Below are 18,198 nucleotides of genomic sequence, written 5' to 3'. Positions count from 1 at the left end.
GGCCGCCGGCGTGGTGGGAGAGGCGATGGTCGCGCTGATCCTCGCCGACGCCTACCGGCGGAAGTTCGGCGGCGACCACGTCGACGACGCGCGCACGGCGGTCGAGGCGTACCGCGCACGCCTGCGCAACGGCTAGGAGCCCCGGGGATGGCCGCGCCAGCGATCGTCTTCGTCGGCTTCATGGGTGCCGGCAAGAGCACGGCGGCACGCGAGGCGGCGACCGTCCTCCAGGCACCGCTCCGCGACAGTGACCGCCTGTTCGAGGAGCAGGCCGGCACCTCGATCGAGAGCTTCTTCGACACGCACGGTGAGCCCGCGTTCCGGGAACGTGAGGAGGCGCTCGTCCTGGAGCTCCTCGAGCGGGCGGACGGTGACGTCATCGCCCTCGGGGGCGGCGCCCTGGGGTCGGCGCGCGTCCGGGAGGCGCTCCGCGCGCACGTCGTCGTGCACGTCGAGGTGCCGCTCGAGCTCGCCTGGCAGCGCGCGCACGGTCGCGGGCGCCCGCTGGCACGCGACCGAGACGCGTTCGCGGCGCGCTACGCGGAGCGGGCCGGCGTGTACGAGCAGGTCGCCGACGCCACCCTCCCGGCCGCCGACAGGGGACTCGCGCGCCGCGCCGCCCCGGCGCTGCAGGGTCTCGCCACGGCGCCCGACGGCACGAAGCTCCTGTGGGCCACCACGGCCTCCGGCGACTACCCGGTCCTCGTGGGACGCCGGCTCCTGGGTCGCGTCAGCTGGCCCGCGTCGGGGCGGCGGTTCGTCATCAGCGACGCGAACGTCGGGCCGATGTACGCCGGGGTCGTCGGCGAGGTCAGCGGACTCGTGGAGATCGGGGCGGGGGAGGAGCACAAGACCCTCGCCACCGCCGAGCGGGTGTGGCAGGCGCTCGTCGAGCAGGGGGCGACCCGGGCCGACCACGTGGTCGCGCTCGGCGGCGGTGTCGTCGGCGACCTGGCGGGGTTCTGCGCGTCGGCCTACCAGCGCGGCATCCCGGTCGTGCAGGTGCCGACCACGGTGGTCGCCCAGGTCGACAGCGCCTACGGCGGGAAGACCGGTGTCGACCTTCCGCGTGCCAAGAACTACGTCGGCGCGTACCACCAGCCTGCCGGCGTCGTGGTCGACGTGGCGACGCTCGCCACCCTTCCGCCCGAGGAGCACGCCGCCGGGTACGCCGAGGTCGTCAAGACCGCCCTGATCGCGGGTGGAGCCCTGTGGGAGCACGTCGGGTCCGGCGCGCCGGTCGACGACGCGACGATCCTCGGCTGCGCCCGGACGAAGCTGGCGGTCGTGCGCGAGGACGAGCGCGACGGCGGTCGCCGCCAGGTGCTGAACCTCGGGCACACCGTCGGTCACGCGATCGAGACGGTGACGGAGTACCAGCGCTTCCGTCACGGGGAGGCCGTCGGCCTCGGGCTCCTCGCCGCGCTGCGCCTGTCCGGTCAGGACGACCTGCGCGAGCACGTCCGCGGGCTGCTCGAGGCGGTCGGCCTGCCGACCGCCGCCCCGGGTCTCGATCCGGCAGCGGTCGTGGAGGCGACCTCTCGCGACAAGAAGCGCACGGGGGAGAGCACCCCGTACGTCCTCGTCCATGCGCCGGGAGATGTGCGACACGGGGCGACGCTCGCGCCGGACGCGGTCCTCGCCGCCGTGACAGAGTTGACGGCATGAGCAGCGTGCGCAACCGCATCGAGGTCATGCACGGCGTGAACCTCGATCAGCTCGGTCGCCGGTCGCCGGCCCACTACGGGACCGCGTCCTTCGACGAGTTGCAGTTCAAGGTCGACGGCTTCGGCGAGGAGCTGGACCTCAGCCTCCGCTTCTTCCAGACCAATCACGAGGGCGACTTCGTCGAGCGGTTGCACGAGCTCGACGGCACGGTCGACGGGATCGTGCTGAACCCCGGAGCGTGGACCCACTACAGCTACGCGATCCGCGACGCGCTCGAGCTCGCGGCCCTGCCGGCGGTCGAGGTCCACCTGTCCGACATCCACAAGCGCGAGGAGTTCCGTCGCCACTCGGTCATCTCGGACCTGTGCCTGGCCACCATCAGCGGCCAGGGGATCGACGGGTACCGCGAGGCGCTGGTGCGGCTTCGCGCGGAGCTCGGCGCATGAGCGCCGGCGTGGACATGGCGCGGTCGGACCGCGTCGCCGCCGCCCTCGCCGAACGGGAGCTCGACGGCCTGCTCGTCACCGCACTGTTCAACGTCCGCTGGATGACCGGGTTCACCGGCTCCAACGGCCTCGCCGTCGTGTCCCCGGGCGCGGACGGCACGCGCCGCTTCCTCACCGACTTCCGCTATCTCAGCCAGGCCGACCAGCAGCTCGACGACCGCTGGCAGCGCGACATCCGCACCGACCTGCTCGTCGCGGCGGCGGAGGGGCTGGCCCCCGGCCGGATCGGCTTCGACGACGCGCAGCTCAGCGTCCGTGAGTTCGCCCGCCTCGAGAAGGCCGTCCCCGACGGGGTCGAGCTCGTGGCGGCCGGAGGTCTCGTCGAGGAGCTGCGTGCGATCAAGGACGACGCCGAGCTCGAGAAGCTGCGTGCGGCCGCGAAGCTCGCGGACGAGGCGTTCGAGGAGGTCGTCGGCGCCGGGATCGTCGGCCGGACCGAGCGAGACGTGGCGCTCGATCTCGAGGTCGCCATGCGCAGGCGCGGGGCCGAAGGCGCGTCCTTCGCCCCCATCGTCGCCGCAGGCACGCACGGGGCGCTGCCGCACGCGAGCCCCCGCGACGTGCCGATCCCGCCCGACACGCTCGTGGTCATCGACTGGGGCGCCATGCTCGACGGCTACGCGTCGGACTGCACCAGGACCGTGGCCACGGGACCGCTCGACCCCCGGGACCGGGCGATCTACGACACCGTGCTCGCTGCGCAGGAGGCGGCGCTGGCCGCCGTGACCGCAGGCCCGACCGGCAAGGAGGTCGACGCCGTCGCCCGTGAGGTCATCGACGCCGCCGGGCACGCGGAGCACTTCGGTCACGGCCTGGGCCACGGGGTCGGGCTCGAGGTGCACGAGGGGCCCCGGCTGTCCAAGCAGGGGGAGACCCCGCTGGCCGCCGGTCACGTGGTCACGGTGGAACCGGGCATCTACGTCCCGGGTGCCGTGGGCGTGCGCATCGAGGACCTCGTCGTCGTGACGGAGGACGGGCACGAGGTGCTCTCCTCACTGCCCAAGGGCCTGCGCACCGTCGCCTGATGCTCGAGCTCGCGGGACCGGCCGTCGCCCTGATCGACGAGCCCCTGCACGTCCGCGTGCGCGGACTCGAGGCCGCCGAGCACGACGACCTGCTCTGGCGGGCCCGACTGCGCGACGACGACGGCCGCGTCTGGAAGGCCACCGCCGAGCGCCCCGAGCACCTCGCGGCCGGTCTCGCCCCCTCCAAGCCCGGGACCGGCCCCGTTCCCGCGCTCGGGTCCCTGCACCCGGTGCGGCTCGACGTCCACGTCGAGGCCGCCGACGGTCGCGGCGCCAAGCGCACCTTCGAGCGACGCCTGCTCGCCGATGGCGCGCGCGTCCGTCGCTGGCGGGAGCCGGACGTGCGCGGGACGCTCATGCTGCCGCCGCCTGCGGCGGAGCCGGGAGCCGCCGGACGCGCGCTGCTCGTGGACGCACGGCTGCCCGATGCCGGGTCCGAGGATCCGCTGCGCCTCCTGTCCGCCGTGGTGGCGCCCCTGGCCGCGGCGGTGCTCGCCTCGCGCGGGGACGTGGTGCTCGTGGTCGGCGACGACCTGCCCGATCTGGCTCCCGCCCTGGAGCGTCTCGCGGCGGTGCCGGGGAGCGAGAGCCCTCCCCGCGTCGTCCGTGCCCTCGGCGCGGGTGACGTGCCGCTGCTCCCCCCGGGGATCCCGGTCCTCGGGGAGACCCGCGCGCAGCGGGAGGCGCGGGAGGACCGCTGGTGGTCCATCGCCCGCAGCGGCCCCCGCCCCTCGCCGGACGCCTGAGCCGGGCCCGGCGATCCGGGCTGCCGGGCTGAGCATTTCCGAACCGGCCGGTTCATGTTCGACCGTGCGTCGAGCACCCGGCCCACCGGTTTCGACACCCGGCGGTGTGCGCGTGTCCGGGGCCTGCCTAGCGTGGTCGCTGCCCAGGAAGCAACCACCACCGCAGGAGGGCGCACATGAGCACCCCGATCACCGCAACACCCACACGCCGAGGGCGCTGGATCGACCACTGGGAACCCGAGGACGAGGAGTTCTGGGAGACCACGGGCAAGCGCATCGCCCGCAAGAACCTGGCGTTCAGCGTGTTCGCCGAGAACATCGGCTTCAGCGTCTGGGTCCTGTGGACCATCGTCGTCCTGAACCTGGGCAACGTCGGCATCGACCTGACGCTGTCCGAGAAGTTCTGGCTGACGGCCGTCCCGAACCTCATCGGCTCCGGGCTGCGCATCCCGTACACCTTCGCGGTGCCCCGGTTCGGCGGCCGCCTGTGGACGGTGATCAGCGCGAGTCTGCTCTTCATCCCGACCTCGCTCCTGGCCTTCCTGGTCCCGAGCGGCTGGCTCGCCTCGCAGTCCCACGACACGCAGTTCTGGGTGCTGCTGGGGTGCGCCGCGACCGCGGGCTTCGGCGGCGGCAACTTCTCCAGCTCCATGGCCAACATCTCGTTCTTCTACCCCGAGGGGCGCAAGGGCTTCGCCCTCGGCCTGAACGCGGCAGGCGGCAACCTGGGCGTGGCGGTCGCGCAGCTCCTCGTCCCGCTGGTCCTCATCATCGGGGTCCCGGGCGCCGCCGTGAAGCTCCCGGAGCACGAGGTCCACCTCGCGTACGCGGGGCTCATGTGGATGCCGCTGATCGTCATCGCCGCCCTCGGGGCCGCGCTCTACATGGACAGCCTCACGCAGGCTCGTGCCGACACGAGGTCCTACAGCGAGGCCATGAAGTACAGCCAGACCTGGATCATGTCGATCCTCTACATCGGGACGTTCGGCTCGTTCATCGGCTTCTCCTTCGCCTTGCCGCTGGTGATCAAGAACACCTTCCCGGAGTTCCTGGCGCGGCATCCCTTCATCGCGACGTACCTCGCCGGACTGGGCTTCCTCGGCGCGCTGATCGGGTCCGTCGCGCGGCCGCTCGGCGGCTGGCTCGCGGACCGTGCCGGCGGGGCACGGGTCACGCTCGCGGTGTTCATCGGCATGGGCGTGTGCACGATCGTCGCCATCGCGGGCGTCCAGGACCACAACTTCGCGGTGTTCTTCGCGTCCTTCATGGTCCTGTTCCTGCTGGCGGGCATGGGCAACGGCTCGACCTACCGGATGATCCCGACGATCTTCACGGCGCTGGGCCGGGAGCACGCGTCGACCCGGGGACTCGACCCGGCGGCCACCGCCGTGGAGTTCAAGCGGCGGGCGGCAGCGGTGATCGGCATCGCCGGGGCGATCGGAGCGTTCGGCGGCTTCCTGGTGCAGGTCGCGCTCCGGCAGGCCAGCCTGTCGGTCACGGCGGCGGTCAAGGCCGCGGAGACCCCTGCGGCGAAGACGGCTGCCGCCCTCGAGAACGCCGCGTGGTCGGTGCCGGCGCTCTGGGCGTTCCTGGCCTCCTACGTCGTGTTCGCCGTGATGACGTGGTTCTTCTACCTCCGCAAGGCACCGGCGAGCGCGCGCATCCCGAGCCTCGCCCACGCGGGGGTCTGAGCGCCGCGGGGCGGTCCCACGACTCGGTCCGGACCGCCCCGCGGGCGCGCGGCACGCGGTGACCAGCCGCGGTTGACCTCACGCCGCATCAGGGCGAGGATCGTGGGCATGACCACCCACCCAGGTCCCACAAACCTCTCACTCGACGGCGACGCGGTCCGGCCGGGGGATCCCGACTACGACGCGACCCGCCAGGTGTACAACGCCATGCACGACGGTCGCCCCGAGATCATCGTCAGGTGCGCATCCGAGGGGGACGTGGTCGCCGCCCTGGCCTACGCCCGCGAGAGCGGGCTCGAGGTGTGCGTGCGTTCGGGAGGCCATTCCGCACCCGGCTTCTCCAACGTCGAGGGCGCGCTGGTGATCGACGTCAGGCGTCTCAAGGACGTCACGGTCGACGCGGAGGCCGGCACCGTACGCGCCGGGGCCGGGCTCACCTGGGGCGAGCTGGACGCCGCCACGCAGGAGTCGGGCCTCGCGGTGACGGGCGGCCGCGTCTCCCACACCGGCGTGTCCGGGCTGGCGCTCGGCAGCGGCTCGGGCTGGCTCGAGCGCGCGATGGGGCTGACGTCGGACAACCTCCTGGCAGCGCGTGTGGTCACCGCCGCCGGCGAGATCGTCACCGCCAGCGAGACCGAGAACCCCGACCTGTACTGGGCCCTGCGCGGCGGAGGCGGGAACTTCGGCGTGGTGACCGAGTTCACGCTGCGCCTCATGCGCGTCGGCCCGATCGTGCGAGGCGGCATGCGCATCTACCCCTTCCCGCGGGCCGCCGAGGTCATGCGCGCCTACGCCGAGGTCATGCGCGACGCACCCGACGCCCTCTGTGGCGGCCTCGCGCTGCTCAGCGCGCCTCCCGCGCCGTTCGTGCCGCCGGAAGCGGTCGGCAAGCCCATCGTCTCGGTGATCGTCCTGTGGACGGGGCCGCCCGAGGAGGCGGACGCCGCCGTCGCGCTCCTCGACGCCCTCGGCGAGCCGATCGTCGACCTGGTGCAGGACATGCCCTACACCGCCGTCCAGCAGCTCCTCGACGAGGGCAACCCGTACGGGGTGATGCGTGAGTACCAGGGGTCCGGCTTCCTCACCGAGCTCGACGACGCGTCGATCGATCTGCTGGTCGCCGCGGCCGCCGAACCCGCGACCACGGAGACCGTCCTGATCCTGCAGCCGATGGGCGGCGCCTACGGGCGCGTGCCCGACGACGCGACCGCCCTCGGCCAGCGCGACGCGACGTGGGCCTACCAGCTCCTCACGCAGTGGACGGACCCGGCCGAGGACGCACGGTGCCGGGCCTGGACCAAGGAGCTCAACGCCGGACTGCAGCGGCAGGCCGAAGCTCCCTCGTTCCCGAACTTCGTGTCGGACACCGAGGCGGTCGTGCTGCGCTCGGCCTACGAGCCCGCGACGCTCGAGCGGCTGCAGGCGGCCAAGCGGGCGTGGGATCCGGACAACGTGTTCTGCCACAACCACCGCCTGCTCGACTGAGGCACGGGGCGGGACCGGCCCTCCGGCGGCGTCCCGCCCTAGACTGCCCCTACCGTGATCAGCACCAACCAGCTCAAGAACGGCAACCACATCGAGGTTGACGGGATCATCTACAAGGTCGTGGAGTTCCAGCACGTGAAGCCGGGCAAGGGGCCCGCCTTCGTGCGCACCAAGCTCCGTCGTACGCGCGACGGGAACGTGATCGACAAGACGTTCCGCGCCGGCGAGAAGTTCCGCTCGGTACGGACCGAGGCGCGCAAGATGACCTACCTCTACGGGGACGGCACCGACGCGCACTTCATGGACTCGGAGACGTTCGACCAGACGGCGATCCCCGAGACGGCCCTGGCCGACAAGCTGCGGTGGGTCAAGCCCAACGAGACGGTCGACCTGCTGTTCATCGACAACGAGCCCGCCGACATCCAGCTCCCCGGGTCGGTCGAGCTGGAGATCACCCACACCGAGCCGGGCGTTCGCGGCGACACGGCCTCCGGCGGCGGGAACAAGCCCGCCACGGTCGAGACCGGCGCGGAGATCCAGGTACCGCTGTTCGTCAACGTCGGGGACCGCGTCAAGGTCTCGACGGAGACGGGCCAGTACATGTCGCGCGTGTGAGCCGGCGTTCCGACCAGCGCCGCGCCGCCGTGTTCGCGCTGTACCAGCACGAGCTGACCGGACGTGAGCTGGACGACCTCTTCGAGCGTGACGCCTCCGAGTTCACGCGGGCCCTCGCCTACGCGACCTCGGACTACGCCGAGGAGTTCGACGCGGTCATCGAACGCCACGCCACCGGGTGGACCGTCGATCGCATCGCGCCGCTGGAGAAGGCCATCATGCGGGTGGCGCTGCTCGAGATGCTGCACCCGGACGCGGCCCCGGCCGACACCCCGATCCCGGCGGAGGGCGCGATCGACGAGGCCGTGGAGACCGCGAAGACCTTCTGCGGCGCCGACGCGCCCGGCTTCGTGAACGGGATCCTCGCCGCCGTGCTGCGCGCGGATGGCGCCGCCACGGATGCGGGATGATCTGACCGACATGCACGAGACGCCCGACAGCCACGAGCAGCTCGACCGCCTGATCGAGCGCCTGGAGCTCGCCGCGGGCCAGCTTCGCACCGGGGATCTCGATCCCGATCAGGCCGCATCCGTCGTCGAGCAGTGCGCCACGTTCGCGTCACAGGCCTCGGCGGAGCTCGAGCGGCTGGCCCGCGCGGCGGCCAGCGAGCCGCTGCCCGGCCAGGACCAGCTGCTGTAGTGGACGCCCCGGCGACCACGACCTATCCGGACGCCCTGCGCCAGGAGATCGAGCGCTACCTCGACGGCCTGCGCTTCGCCCGCACCGCTCCGACCCAAGGCCTCGAGGACGCGATGCGCTACAGCCTCCTGGCCGGCGGCAAGCGGATACGGCCGGTGCTCGCGCTCGCGACCGCCAACGCCGTGGGCGTGCCGCACGAGGACGTCCTGCCGTACGCCGCCGCGCTCGAGCTGATCCACACCTACTCGCTGATCCACGACGACCTGCCCGCGATGGACGACGACGCGCTGCGTCGCGGGCGGCCGACGTGCCACGTGAAGTACGGGGAGGACGTCGCGATCCTCGCGGGCGACGCCCTGTACGCCGAGGCCTTCCACCTGCTGCTGCGTGCGCCCGCGCCGCCGGGCTCCGGCCCCGCGCACGTCCTCGCCGCGGCCGCGGAGCTGGCCGGCGCGACGGGTGTCGACGGCATGGTCGGGGGCCAGTACGTCGACGTCGCCGGCAGCGCCCGGACCGCCGAGGACCTCCGCGCGCTGCACGCGCTGAAGACCGGGCGCCTGATCGGCGCGTCGGTGGTCGGCGTACTCCTACTGGCCGGTATGGATGAACCTGCGACAATGCGCTATCGCCAGTACGCGGCCGAGCTCGGTGTGCTGTTCCAGATCGTCGACGACATCCTCGACGTGACCGGTACGGACGCCGATCTCGGGAAGCCGCAGGGCAGCGACGAGCGGCACGGCAAACGCACGTACGTCTCGGAGTTCGGCCTCGACGGTGCGCGGGAGCTGGCGGCGCAGTGCCACCGCGACGCGCGTGCGACGCTCGCCGAGGCAACCGCAGGTCAGAACGGTTCCGCCACCGAGCTCCAGCAGATCACCGACTTCATCCTCACCAGGACGGCATGACCCGCATTCTCGACCGCATCGATCGCCCGCAGGACCTCCACCGCCTCACGGAGGACGAGCTCGTGCAGGTCGCGCAGGAGGTCCGCGAGCACATCATCGACACGGTCGGGGAGATCGGGGGGCACTTCGGTGCCAACCTCGGCACCTGCGAGCTCGCGGTCGCGCTCCACTCGCTGCTGGACTCACCGCGCGACAAGATCCTGTGGGACGTCGGTCACCAGGCCTACCCGCACAAGATCCTGACGGGACGCCGCGACCAGCTCGCCACCATCCGCCAGTACGACGGGCTCGCCCCGTTCTGCGCGACCTTCGAGAGCGAGCACGACATCATGGGGGCCGGGCACGCCTCGACCTCGATCGGCTACGGCGTCGGGCTCAAGGAGGCCATGCGCCTGCGCGGCCAGCCCAACGAGGTCGGCAAGGTCGCAGCGGTGATCGGCGACGGCTCGATGACCGGAGGCGTCGCGTTCGAGGCGATCCACCAGGCGGGCGGGCTCGGCACGCCGCTCGTCGTCGTGCTCAACGACAACGGGATGTCGATCTCGCCGAACGTCGGGGCGCTCTCGCGCTACTTCAACCGCGTGCGCCTCAACCCGAAGCTCTGGCACGCCCGCGAAGGCGTCGAGAAGGGGCTCATCGACCTGCCCGGCGGGATCGGTGCGGCGTTCGAGAAGCTCGGCCCGCAGTTCAAGGAGTCGATCAAGGCCTTCTGGGCGCCGGGCCTCTTCTGGGAGGAGCTCGACTGGGCCTACATGGGCGTCATCGACGGCCATGACGTCCACGCCCTGCGGAGCGCGCTCAAGCAGGCGTTCGCCGCCGAGCGCCCGGTGGTCGTCCACGTCGCCACCGTCAAGGGCAAGGGCTTCGCCCCCGCGGAGGAGGGCGGCCTGGAAGGCATGGAGCAGTGGCATGCGGCGAAGCCCAAGTCGATCGCCAACGGCTCGCCGGTCGCCGCCGCGCCGGCCGCCGCCGACGCGAAGCCTGCGGTCCCGCAGTACACGAAGGTCTTCGGCGAGGCCATGGTGCGGGAGGTTCGCCGCGATCGCCGCGTCGTCGGGATCACTGCCGCGATGAACTCCGGGACCGGGCTGAACATCCTCCAGAAGGCCGAGCCCGACCACTACTTCGACGTCGGGATCGCCGAGCAGCAGGCGCTGCTGTTCGCGAGCGGCCTGGCGCTGGAGGGCGTCAAGCCCGTCGCGGCCATCTACTCGACGTTCCTGCAGCGCGCGTACGACCAGATCGTGCACGACGTGTGCCTGCAGGAGCTGAACGTCGTGCTGGCGATGGACCGGGCCGGGCTCGTCGGCGACGACGGCCCCACGCATCACGGCGTGTTCGACATCGCCTACCTGCGGTCGCTGCCGAACATCGTCTGCATGGCGCCTCGGGACGAGGCGATGCTCGTCCACATGCTGCGCACCGCCCTGCTGTACGACGAGGGTCCGATCGCCCTGCGCTACCCGCGTGGCGAGGGCGTCGGCGTACCGCTCCCCGCCGACACCGAGGTCCGGGCGATCGAGATCGGTCGCGGCGAGGTGCTCCACGAGGGCTCGCGGGTCGCGCTCCTGGGCTACGGCTCCGGCGTCCAGAAGGCCCTCGATGCTGCCGAGATCCTGCGCAGTGCCCACGGGCTCGACGTCACCGTCGCGGACGCCCGGTTCGCCAAGCCGATCGACGTCGAGCTCGCCGCCCGGCTGGCCGCCGAACACGAGCTGCTCGTGACGCTCGAGGAGGGCGTCCTGGCCGGCGGCTTCGGCACCGCCGTGTGGGAGGCGCTCAACGAGGGCGGCCACCCGCACCACCAGCTGCTGCGCGTCGGGGTCCCGGATCGCTACGTCACCCATGGCAAGCCGGCCCTCCTGCACGAGGAGATCGGCTTCACCGGTCCCGCGATCGCCGATCGCGTCCTCGCGGCCATCGGGGCGCCGTCCCAGGAGCCGGTCGGCGCGGCCTGATGGCGGTGGATCCCGCGCCGTCGGCGCGCCTGCACCCCCAGGTCCAGGCCGTCCGCGTCCCCGACCTCGACGGCCCGATCGACCTCGACGCGCTGCGAGCCGGCTACGCGGAGACCGCGCGACGCCTCGGCGGCCCGGTCCAGGACGTCGCCCACGTGCAGAACCTGCGCATCCCGCGCGGCGCCGGGGAGGCCGATCAGGACCCGGTTCCCGCCCGCTACTACCTTCCCGCGTCGTTCGCGCCGGGGCCCGCCGGCGTGCTGGTCTGGCTGCACGGCGGCGGCTGGATCATCGGCGACCTCGACGGGATCGATCCTGCCTGCCGGGCGATCTGCAACGCCTCCGGCCACGCTGTCCTCAGCGTGGACTACCGGCTCGCCCCGGAGCACCCGTTCCCGGCCGGGCTCGAGGACGCCTGGCACGCCGTCCTGTGGGCGGCGGGGGACAGCGGGGCCGAGATGCTCGACATCGAGCCGGGACGGGTCGTGGTCGGCGGTGACAGCGCGGGCGGCAACCTCGCGGCCGCCGTCGCGCGGCGGGCCCGTGACGCAGGGGTGGACCTCCACGGCCAGGTGCTCGTCTACCCGGCGCTCGACCCGACCCGCGACAGCTCCTCGTACCGTGAGTTCGCCGACGGCCCGTTCCTGAGCCGCGACGAGATGGGGCTCGCGTGGTCGACGTACGTCGGCGCCGACGCGACGGAGCGGGCGTCGGATCCGGACCTCGCTCCGCTTGCGGCACAGAGCTTCGCCGGGCTCCCGGCCGCGCACATCGCGCTGGCCGAGATCGACCCGCTGCACGACGACGGCGTGCGGTACGCCTCCGCGCTCGCGGACGCCGGCGTCCCGGTGACCGTCACGACGCACCCCGGCATGGCGCACGGCTTCCTGCGCTGGGCGGGCGCCGTGGACGAGGCAGCGGTCGCGTTGCGCGCCGTGGGCGCAGCGGCCGGGGCGTTCCTCGGCGCCTGACCTCTCGCGTGGGGTGCACCCGCGCGGCCCGGCATGGCTCGGGTCCGGCGCCGCATCGTGGTGGTGTGCGCCATCCTGTGGGAACGCATGCGCGGTCCGCTCCTCCTGATCCTCCTGTCGCTCGTGCTCGGAGCCGGCGCGGCGGTGGCAGCAGTCACCGCCGACGAGGACGCCCGCAGACCGGCGGCGGCCTCGGCTCCCGCGGAGCAGCGGGCGCAGGGACCGACCGGGCCGGCCTGGCCCGGGGGCACCACGGGACCGACCGGGCCTACCGGACCGGCCGGGGCACCGCCGGTGCCCGATTCGCAGGCGTCGTCGCCGCGGGCGACCGCGCCGAGCGCCAAGCCGCTCCTGACGCCGTCACCCGCCCTGACCCGGCGCTCGCGGGCGCTCGGCCGTCCGTTTCGGCGCGGTCGGCTCGTACGGGGCGTGGAGTTCCCGATCTCCGGACCGAACCACCTCACCTGGGATGCCCCTCTGCGGAGGGCACCCAGCCGGGTGTGGCGGCGGTGGGGCACGGATGTCCTCGTCTCGACCGTGCTCCAGGTCCTCGCCGACCACCGTGCCGCGCACCCGGAAGCGCCCCCGGTGCTCGTCGGCGACCTGAGCCTGCCGGCCGGAGGGCACTTCGGCGCGCAGTACGGGGGCCTCGGCCACGCGTCGCACCAGAACGGCCTCGACGTCGACATCTACTACCCGCGCAAGGACCGCCGCATGGTCCAGGCCGACCGGCCCTCACAGGTCGACCGGCGTCTGAGCCAGGATCTCGTGGACCGGTTCGTGGCCGCGGGAGCGGTCGCGGTCTTCGTGGGGCCCCGGGTCGGCCTCCGCGGGCCCCGTGGGCGCGTCATGAAGCTCGCGCACCACGACGACCACCTCCACGTCCGCATCGCCGATCCCGACGGCGTCGGCTGAGCCGGCACCTCCGCCGGGCGAGCATTCCCCACCACGCCTGCCTCGTCGGGCTCGATGGAGGGACCGGAGGGATCCGCGGGGCGGTCCGGAACTGAAACCGGCCCGCGGGGAGCGGGCCGGTTTCGGGGAGGAGAGATCCTGCTATGTGGGTGCTTCTTATGGGTCCAGCGGGTGATCTCTGAGGGAAGTCTTGGGTACCGCGTCGCTAGGCGCGCGCGGTGTAGCGCGTCGAGAGGTTGAGCAGCAGCTGCACGAGGGCCAGGAGCACCAGGGTGACGCCGGCGATCAGGTCGCCGGCCACGGACAGCACGATGGCTGCGCCGCCGAGACCCAGGGCGAGCCCGTAGTCCACGGCGTGGTGCGTGGCGATCGAGACGGCCGGGGCTCCGCGCTCGTCGGTGGTGCTGCCGAGCGCCAGTCCGACGAGGGTGGCGCCCACCGCGACGGCGACAACGGTGCCCGCGGCGGTGAAGCCGAGCGCGAACGGCGCGACGAGCGTCACGAGCCCGACGAGCAGCTCGAGAGCGCCGTGGGTGTGGAAGGGGATGAGGCGGAACGCGGTCATCTGCGGTGCATGGTGCCGACCGAACACGCGATCGTCTGTGACACGCCACACAGAAGCGAACAGCTGTTCGCTCTGGGAGGTCACGGTGTGGGCGGGCCCGTGCACTGCGCTCGCCGGGTGGCCGGTACCGTTCGCCGCGTTCATGGAGAAGGTCCGCATCGACACGCTCTTGCACCGCCGCGGGCTCTTCCCGTCGCGCAGCCGCGCGGCCGCCTCCGTGATGGCGGGGGAGGTCCGGCTGGGCTCCGACGGCCGGCGTGCCGAGAAGCCCGGGCAGCTGGTGTCCGAGGATGCGGTCCTGGCGGTCGACGAGGCGCCGCGCTACGTCTCCCGCGGCGGCATCAAGCTCGCGAACGCGCTCGAGGCCCTCGAGATCGAGGTGGCAGGGCGCCGTGCGCTGGACGTCGGCGCTTCGACCGGCGGCTTCACCGACTGCCTGCTCCAGCACGGCGCCGCGCACGTGGTCGCGCTGGACGTCGCGTACGGGGAGCTGCACTGGAACATCCGCAACGACCCACGGGTCACGGTGGTCGAGCGCACCAACGCGCGCGGCCTCGACCCCTCGCAGCTGCCGTACCGTCCGGATCTCGTCGTGTGCGACGTGTCCTTCATCTCGCTCACGAAGGTGCTGCCCGCGGTGCTGGCCTGCGTCACCCGACCGTTCGATGTGCTCGCCATGATCAAGCCCCAGTTCGAGGTGGGGCGCGACCGGCTCGGCAAGGGCGGCGTCGTGCGCGAGGCGGCGGACCGACGACAGGCGCTGCTGGACGTCGCCCGCGCCGCGCAGGTCGCCGGCGCCGCCGTCATGGCGTTCGCGTCCTCGGGCCTGCCGGGGCCGAAGGGCAACCAGGAGACGTTCGTGCACCTCGCGGAGGCGGCGCGCCCCGCTGCGATCGACGACCTCGAGTCCGCCGCCCGGGAGATCGAGCCGTGAGCCCCACCCGGTCGGTCACGGTCCTGACGCATCAGCGTCCGGTGCAGACCGGGGCGGTGCTCGACACGCTCGTGGCGGTCGCCCGCGAAGCCGGTGTGACGCTGCGCTTCGACCCGGACGAGACCCGCAAGCACCACCTCGCCGCGGCGGAGGGCGTCGAGGTCGACGCGCCGCAGAGCGACGACGTCGAGCTGTGCGTGGTGCTCGGAGGGGACGGGACCATCCTGCGGGCGCTGCGCCGGTACGCCGGGACGAGCGTCCCCGTCTTCGCCGTCAACTTCGGCGAGGTCGGGTTTCTCGCCACGATCGAGCCGGAGGAGACCGCGGACGGGTTCCGGCGGGCGCTGCGGGGGGAGTTCGAGACGCTCACGCTGCCGGCGATCGCCCTCGAGCTCCCGGGCGGTCCCCAGGCGGCGATCAACGACGTGTCGATCCACCGCAAGGTCGGGGAGCGCGTCGCGACGCTGGCCTACTCCAGCAACGGCGAGGAGGTCGGGAGCGTCCGCTGTGACGGACTCGTCATCGCGACGCCCGCCGGGTCGACGGGGTACAACCTCGCCAACGGGGGGCCCGTCATGGCCTGGGGCGTCGAGGGCTTCGCCGTCTCCTTCATCGCGCCGCACTCGCTGACCGCTCGCGCGCTCGTCGTCGCGCCCGACGACACGCTGACCATCTTCAACCGGTCGCTCGGCGCGGTCGACCTCTCGGTCGACGGTCGCCCGGTCGGTGAGCTCGGACCGGGGCAGCGCATCACGGCGCGGTTCGTCCGCGAGGCGGCGGACCTGGCGCAGGTTCCCGGCTCGAGCTTCTACCGCCGTCTGCGGGAGAAGTTCGGCAGGCTGTCGTCCTGACAGCGCCGGGTTGCGGTCCGGCCGGCGATCGTCGAGACTCCGCGGACGTGTGGCGTCGCCTGTTCGGTAGCAGGGGGGACGAGGGTATCGCCGGTCTTCCGGCGGCCCAGGCCGATGAGCCTGCCCCGGTCGTCGAGGCGGTGCGTGCCGGATCCGGGCCCGCGGAGGTCGTGCTGCTCGACGCGGGTCCGCGGAAGATCCACGTCATCAAGCTGCACCGCGAGGTCACCGGCTCGGGTCTCAAAGAGGCCAAGGAGGCCGTGGAATCCCCGCCGACGTCCCTCGGGAGCTGGGAGCCCGCGGAGGCGTCCGCGCTCCTGGCTCGCCTGGCCGAGCTCGGCGCCGTCGGCGAGGTCCGTCCGGGGCGTTCGTCGCCCGCCCCGCCTGACGGGACGGTGATCGATCAGCTCGAGCGCCTGGCCGCGTTGCGCGACCGCGGCGTCCTGACGGACGAGGAGTTCGATCGTCAGAAGGCCCGGATCCTGACGGACGAGTAGCCCCAGGGTGGGCGAACGCACGTTCGTCCCCGTTCCGTCCGCGGGCGCTGGTTCACTCGCGAGCGTGCTCCACGAACTCCGCGTCGAGAACCTCCTGCTCATCGAACGGGCCGAGCTGCGGCTGACCGCGGGCCTCAACGTCCTGACGGGCGAGACCGGTGCCGGCAAGACCGTCCTCGCCCACGCCCTCGACCTCCTGCTCGGCGGCAAGGCCCGCAGCGGCATCGTGCGTCCGGGGGCCACGGAGGCCTACGTCGAGGGCGTGTTCGACCTCCCGGAGGGGCTGCGGGAACGCCTCGGTGAGCGTGTTCCCGAGGACGCGGAGGACCTCGTGCTGGCCCGCAGGGTCACGGCGGAGGGTCGGACGCGCGCCTACGTCGGCGGGCGGGCGGCCAACGTGGCGGAGCTCCAGGAGATCGCCGCCGACCTCATCTCCTTCTACGGCCAGCACGAGCACCGCCGGCTGACGCTCGCCACGGCGCAGCTCGACCTGCTGGACGCTGCGTGCGGCCCCGAGCACCTGGAGCGTCGCGCCGCGTTCGCCGCCGCCCACGCGCGGACCCGGACGCTCGAGCAGCGCCTGGAGGAACTGCGTGACCGCGCCGGTGCGCGGGAGCGCGAGCTCGACCTGCTCGAGTTCGAGCTCGCGGAGATCGAGGCGGCCGCGCCGGACGCGGCCGAGGAGGCCGAGCTCGTCGCGCGCCGCGAGCGGCTCCGGCACGTCGAGGCGCTGCGAACAGCGGCCCACGCGGCCGCCGATGCCCTGGCGCCCGAGGACGGCGACGGGGTCGTGTCCCTGCTGGGAGGGGCCACGGCGGGCCTCGACGTGGTGCGGGAGGTGGACGGTGACCTCGACGCGCTCGCGGAGCGCACGCGCACGCTGGGATACGAAGCGGACGACCTGGCCGCAGAGCTGCGGCGGTACGTCGACGGGCTCGACGCCGACCCGCAGGCGCTCGAGGCCGCGGACGAGCGCCTGACGGTCCTCGACCGGCTCAAGCGCAAGCACGGTGGCACCATCGAGGCCGTGCTCGAGCACGCAGACGGTTGCCGGGAGAGACGGGACGAGCTCCAGGGGGCCGAGGTCGCGCTCGAGGAGACGGCGGCAGCGCTCCAGGACGCTCGTGCCGACCTGCAGGAGCGGGCCGCGCAGCTTCACCGGACCCGGGTCGAGCAGGCGCCGGTGTTCGCCGAGGCGGTGCGCGAGCGGCTCACGGCGCTCGCGATGGAGGCGGCGCGGTTCGAGGTCGACGTCGCGGTTCGCGAGCCCACCACGACGGGCGCCGACGCGGTGGAGTTCCGGATCGCCGCGAATCCGGGCGTTCCGGCGGGCCCGCTGCGGGACATCGCCTCCGGGGGCGAGCTGTCCCGGGTGATGCTCGCGATCATGGGCGTGGCCAACGACGGCAGCGGCGCGACACTCGTCTTCGACGAGGTCGACGCGGGGATCGGCGGCGTGACGGCGCGCGCGGTCGGTGAGCAACTCCGTGCGCTCGGCGCCGGGCGCCAGGTCGTGTGCATCACGCACCTGCCGCAGATCGCGTCGTTGGCGGCGCGGCACTTCTCGATCGAGAAGGACGTGACGGTCGAGCCCGCCGTCACGACGGTCAGGTTGCTGGAGCAGCGCGAGCTCGTCGGGGAGCTCGTCCGGATGCTCGGTGCGGAGTCCGACGACGTCGCGGCCAGACGGCACGCGAAGGAGCTCCTCAAGGCCGCATGAGCGGGGCCACCGCGGACGGGTCGGCCCCGCGACGCCCGTAGACTGCGGGCCGCCGATGGCCTTCCGCCGACGACCCACGCTCGCTGCGACCGAACCCATCCCGGCGGATGCCGGCGTGCGTGTCGTGCGCGGTCCCGGGCGTCTCGGGCGGAAGACCAAGCTGCTGGTCAAGGACCTCCATCCCGGCGATGTGGCGGTGATCGACCACCACGACCTCGACCGGGTCGGGGCCGAGGATCTCATCGCGGCAGGCGTGACCGCCGTCCTGAATTGCCGGACGTCGTCCTCCGGCGCCTACCCGAACATGGGTCCGCTGCTGCTCGTCCAGGCCGGCGTGCATCTCGTCGACCTTCCCGACGACGCGATCTTCGACGCGATCGACGACGGCGAGCCGATCGAGGTCCGGGGCGGCCAGGTCCTGGCTCGCGGGAGCGTCGTCACCCAGGGCGTCGTGCAGGAGCCGGAGCAGGTCCGCGCGGCGAACGAGAAGTCCCGGGCCGACATCGG

18 protein-coding genes and 2 pseudogenes are annotated in these 18,198 nt (G+C 72.9%); 19 read left to right on the top strand and 1 reads right to left on the bottom strand.

The features are described from left to right. From ABYE80_RS06150 to ABYE80_RS06085, 14 genes and pseudogenes are all read left to right on the top strand, one after another. Positions 1–136 (top strand): annotated as a pseudogene (locus tag ABYE80_RS06150) (chorismate synthase); the annotation flags it as partial. An 11-nt stretch (positions 137–147) separates the two neighbouring features. Then, complete coding sequence (locus ABYE80_RS06145; RefSeq protein WP_372789384.1) at positions 148–1,668, top strand: bifunctional shikimate kinase/3-dehydroquinate synthase; 1,521 nt, start codon at positions 148–150, stop codon at positions 1,666–1,668. After that, a complete protein-coding gene (locus tag ABYE80_RS06140) occupies positions 1,665–2,114 on the top strand; it encodes a type II 3-dehydroquinate dehydratase (protein WP_372789383.1) in 450 nt (149 codons plus the stop codon). Before ABYE80_RS06145 ends, ABYE80_RS06140 begins: the two co-directional genes overlap by 4 nt. Further along, positions 2,111–3,199 carry a M24 family metallopeptidase gene (locus ABYE80_RS06135; RefSeq protein WP_372789382.1) on the top strand — a complete coding sequence of 363 codons (1,089 nt, stop codon included), beginning with the start codon at positions 2,111–2,113 and terminating at the stop codon, positions 3,197–3,199. The genes ABYE80_RS06140 and ABYE80_RS06135 overlap by 4 nt, the downstream gene beginning before the upstream one ends. Next, positions 3,199–3,945 (top strand): hypothetical protein, encoded by a 747-nt coding sequence (locus ABYE80_RS06130; RefSeq protein ID WP_372789381.1) that lies wholly within the window; start codon positions 3,199–3,201, stop codon positions 3,943–3,945. The genes ABYE80_RS06135 and ABYE80_RS06130 overlap by 1 nt, the downstream gene beginning before the upstream one ends. A 176-nt stretch (positions 3,946–4,121) precedes the next feature. Continuing rightward, positions 4,122–5,636: an MFS transporter gene (locus tag ABYE80_RS06125; protein ID WP_372789380.1), complete on the top strand. Its 1,515-nt coding sequence runs from the start codon at positions 4,122–4,124 to the stop codon at positions 5,634–5,636. 108 nt (positions 5,637–5,744) lie between these two features. Next, entirely contained in the window at positions 5,745–7,121 is a 1,377-nt protein-coding gene (locus tag ABYE80_RS06120; protein WP_372789379.1) for an FAD-binding oxidoreductase, read from the top strand. Positions 7,122–7,175: 54 nt separating this feature from the next. Next, the gene (gene efp, locus ABYE80_RS06115) at positions 7,176–7,736 is read left to right on the top strand and encodes an elongation factor P (RefSeq protein WP_372789378.1); all 561 of its coding nucleotides are present in this window, start codon (positions 7,176–7,178) and stop codon (positions 7,734–7,736) included. Beyond that, positions 7,733–8,146 (top strand): transcription antitermination protein NusB, encoded by a 414-nt coding sequence (locus ABYE80_RS06110; RefSeq protein ID WP_372789377.1) that lies wholly within the window; start codon positions 7,733–7,735, stop codon positions 8,144–8,146. Before efp ends, ABYE80_RS06110 begins: the two co-directional genes overlap by 4 nt. 10 nt (positions 8,147–8,156) lie before the next feature. Continuing rightward, complete coding sequence (locus ABYE80_RS06105; protein WP_372789376.1) at positions 8,157–8,375, top strand: hypothetical protein; 219 nt, start codon at positions 8,157–8,159, stop codon at positions 8,373–8,375. Beyond that, the gene (locus ABYE80_RS06100) at positions 8,375–9,280 is read left to right on the top strand and encodes a polyprenyl synthetase family protein (RefSeq protein ID WP_372789375.1); all 906 of its coding nucleotides are present in this window, start codon (positions 8,375–8,377) and stop codon (positions 9,278–9,280) included. The genes ABYE80_RS06105 and ABYE80_RS06100 overlap by 1 nt, the downstream gene beginning before the upstream one ends. After that, on the top strand, positions 9,277–11,238 hold the full coding sequence (gene dxs / locus ABYE80_RS06095; RefSeq protein WP_372789374.1) for a 1-deoxy-D-xylulose-5-phosphate synthase: 1,962 nt from the start codon (positions 9,277–9,279) through the stop codon (positions 11,236–11,238). The genes ABYE80_RS06100 and dxs overlap by 4 nt, the downstream gene beginning before the upstream one ends. Beyond that, positions 11,238–12,209: an alpha/beta hydrolase gene (locus ABYE80_RS06090; protein WP_372789373.1), complete on the top strand. Its 972-nt coding sequence runs from the start codon at positions 11,238–11,240 to the stop codon at positions 12,207–12,209. The genes dxs and ABYE80_RS06090 overlap by 1 nt, the downstream gene beginning before the upstream one ends. Before the next feature lie 87 nt (positions 12,210–12,296). Continuing rightward, the gene (locus ABYE80_RS06085) at positions 12,297–13,124 is read left to right on the top strand and encodes a penicillin-insensitive murein endopeptidase (protein ID WP_372789372.1); all 828 of its coding nucleotides are present in this window, start codon (positions 12,297–12,299) and stop codon (positions 13,122–13,124) included. 205 nt (positions 13,125–13,329) lie between these two features. Here ABYE80_RS06085 and ABYE80_RS06080 read toward each other — a convergent pair whose 3' ends face one another. Then, on the bottom strand, positions 13,330–13,689 hold the full coding sequence (locus ABYE80_RS06080; RefSeq protein ID WP_372789371.1) for a hypothetical protein: 360 nt from the start codon (positions 13,687–13,689) through the stop codon (positions 13,330–13,332). Between the two features lie 142 nt (positions 13,690–13,831). Between ABYE80_RS06080 and ABYE80_RS06075 the strand changes: the two genes are divergently transcribed. The 5 genes and pseudogenes from ABYE80_RS06075 to ABYE80_RS06055 all read left to right on the top strand — a co-directional run. Continuing rightward, on the top strand, positions 13,832–14,623 hold the full coding sequence (locus ABYE80_RS06075; RefSeq protein ID WP_372789370.1) for a TlyA family RNA methyltransferase: 792 nt from the start codon (positions 13,832–13,834) through the stop codon (positions 14,621–14,623). Next, positions 14,620–15,474: an NAD(+)/NADH kinase gene (locus tag ABYE80_RS06070; protein WP_372789369.1), complete on the top strand. Its 855-nt coding sequence runs from the start codon at positions 14,620–14,622 to the stop codon at positions 15,472–15,474. Before ABYE80_RS06075 ends, ABYE80_RS06070 begins: the two co-directional genes overlap by 4 nt. A 47-nt stretch (positions 15,475–15,521) precedes the next feature. Next, positions 15,522–15,971 carry a ribosomal protein L7/L12 gene (locus tag ABYE80_RS06065; protein ID WP_372789368.1) on the top strand — a complete coding sequence of 150 codons (450 nt, stop codon included), beginning with the start codon at positions 15,522–15,524 and terminating at the stop codon, positions 15,969–15,971. A 64-nt stretch (positions 15,972–16,035) separates the two neighbouring features. Continuing rightward, entirely contained in the window at positions 16,036–17,691 is a 1,656-nt protein-coding gene (gene recN / locus ABYE80_RS06060) for a DNA repair protein RecN (RefSeq protein ID WP_372789367.1), read from the top strand. Between the two features lie 55 nt (positions 17,692–17,746). Continuing rightward, a pseudogene (locus ABYE80_RS06055) lies at positions 17,747–18,198 on the top strand (hypothetical protein); the annotation flags it as partial.

This window comes from Paraconexibacter sp. (assembly GCF_041602235.1).
Lineage (GTDB): Bacteria > Actinomycetota > Thermoleophilia > Solirubrobacterales > Solirubrobacteraceae > Paraconexibacter.
Note: the sequence above shows the minus strand (reverse complement) of the source record. Positions and strands in the feature narration are given on the sequence as shown.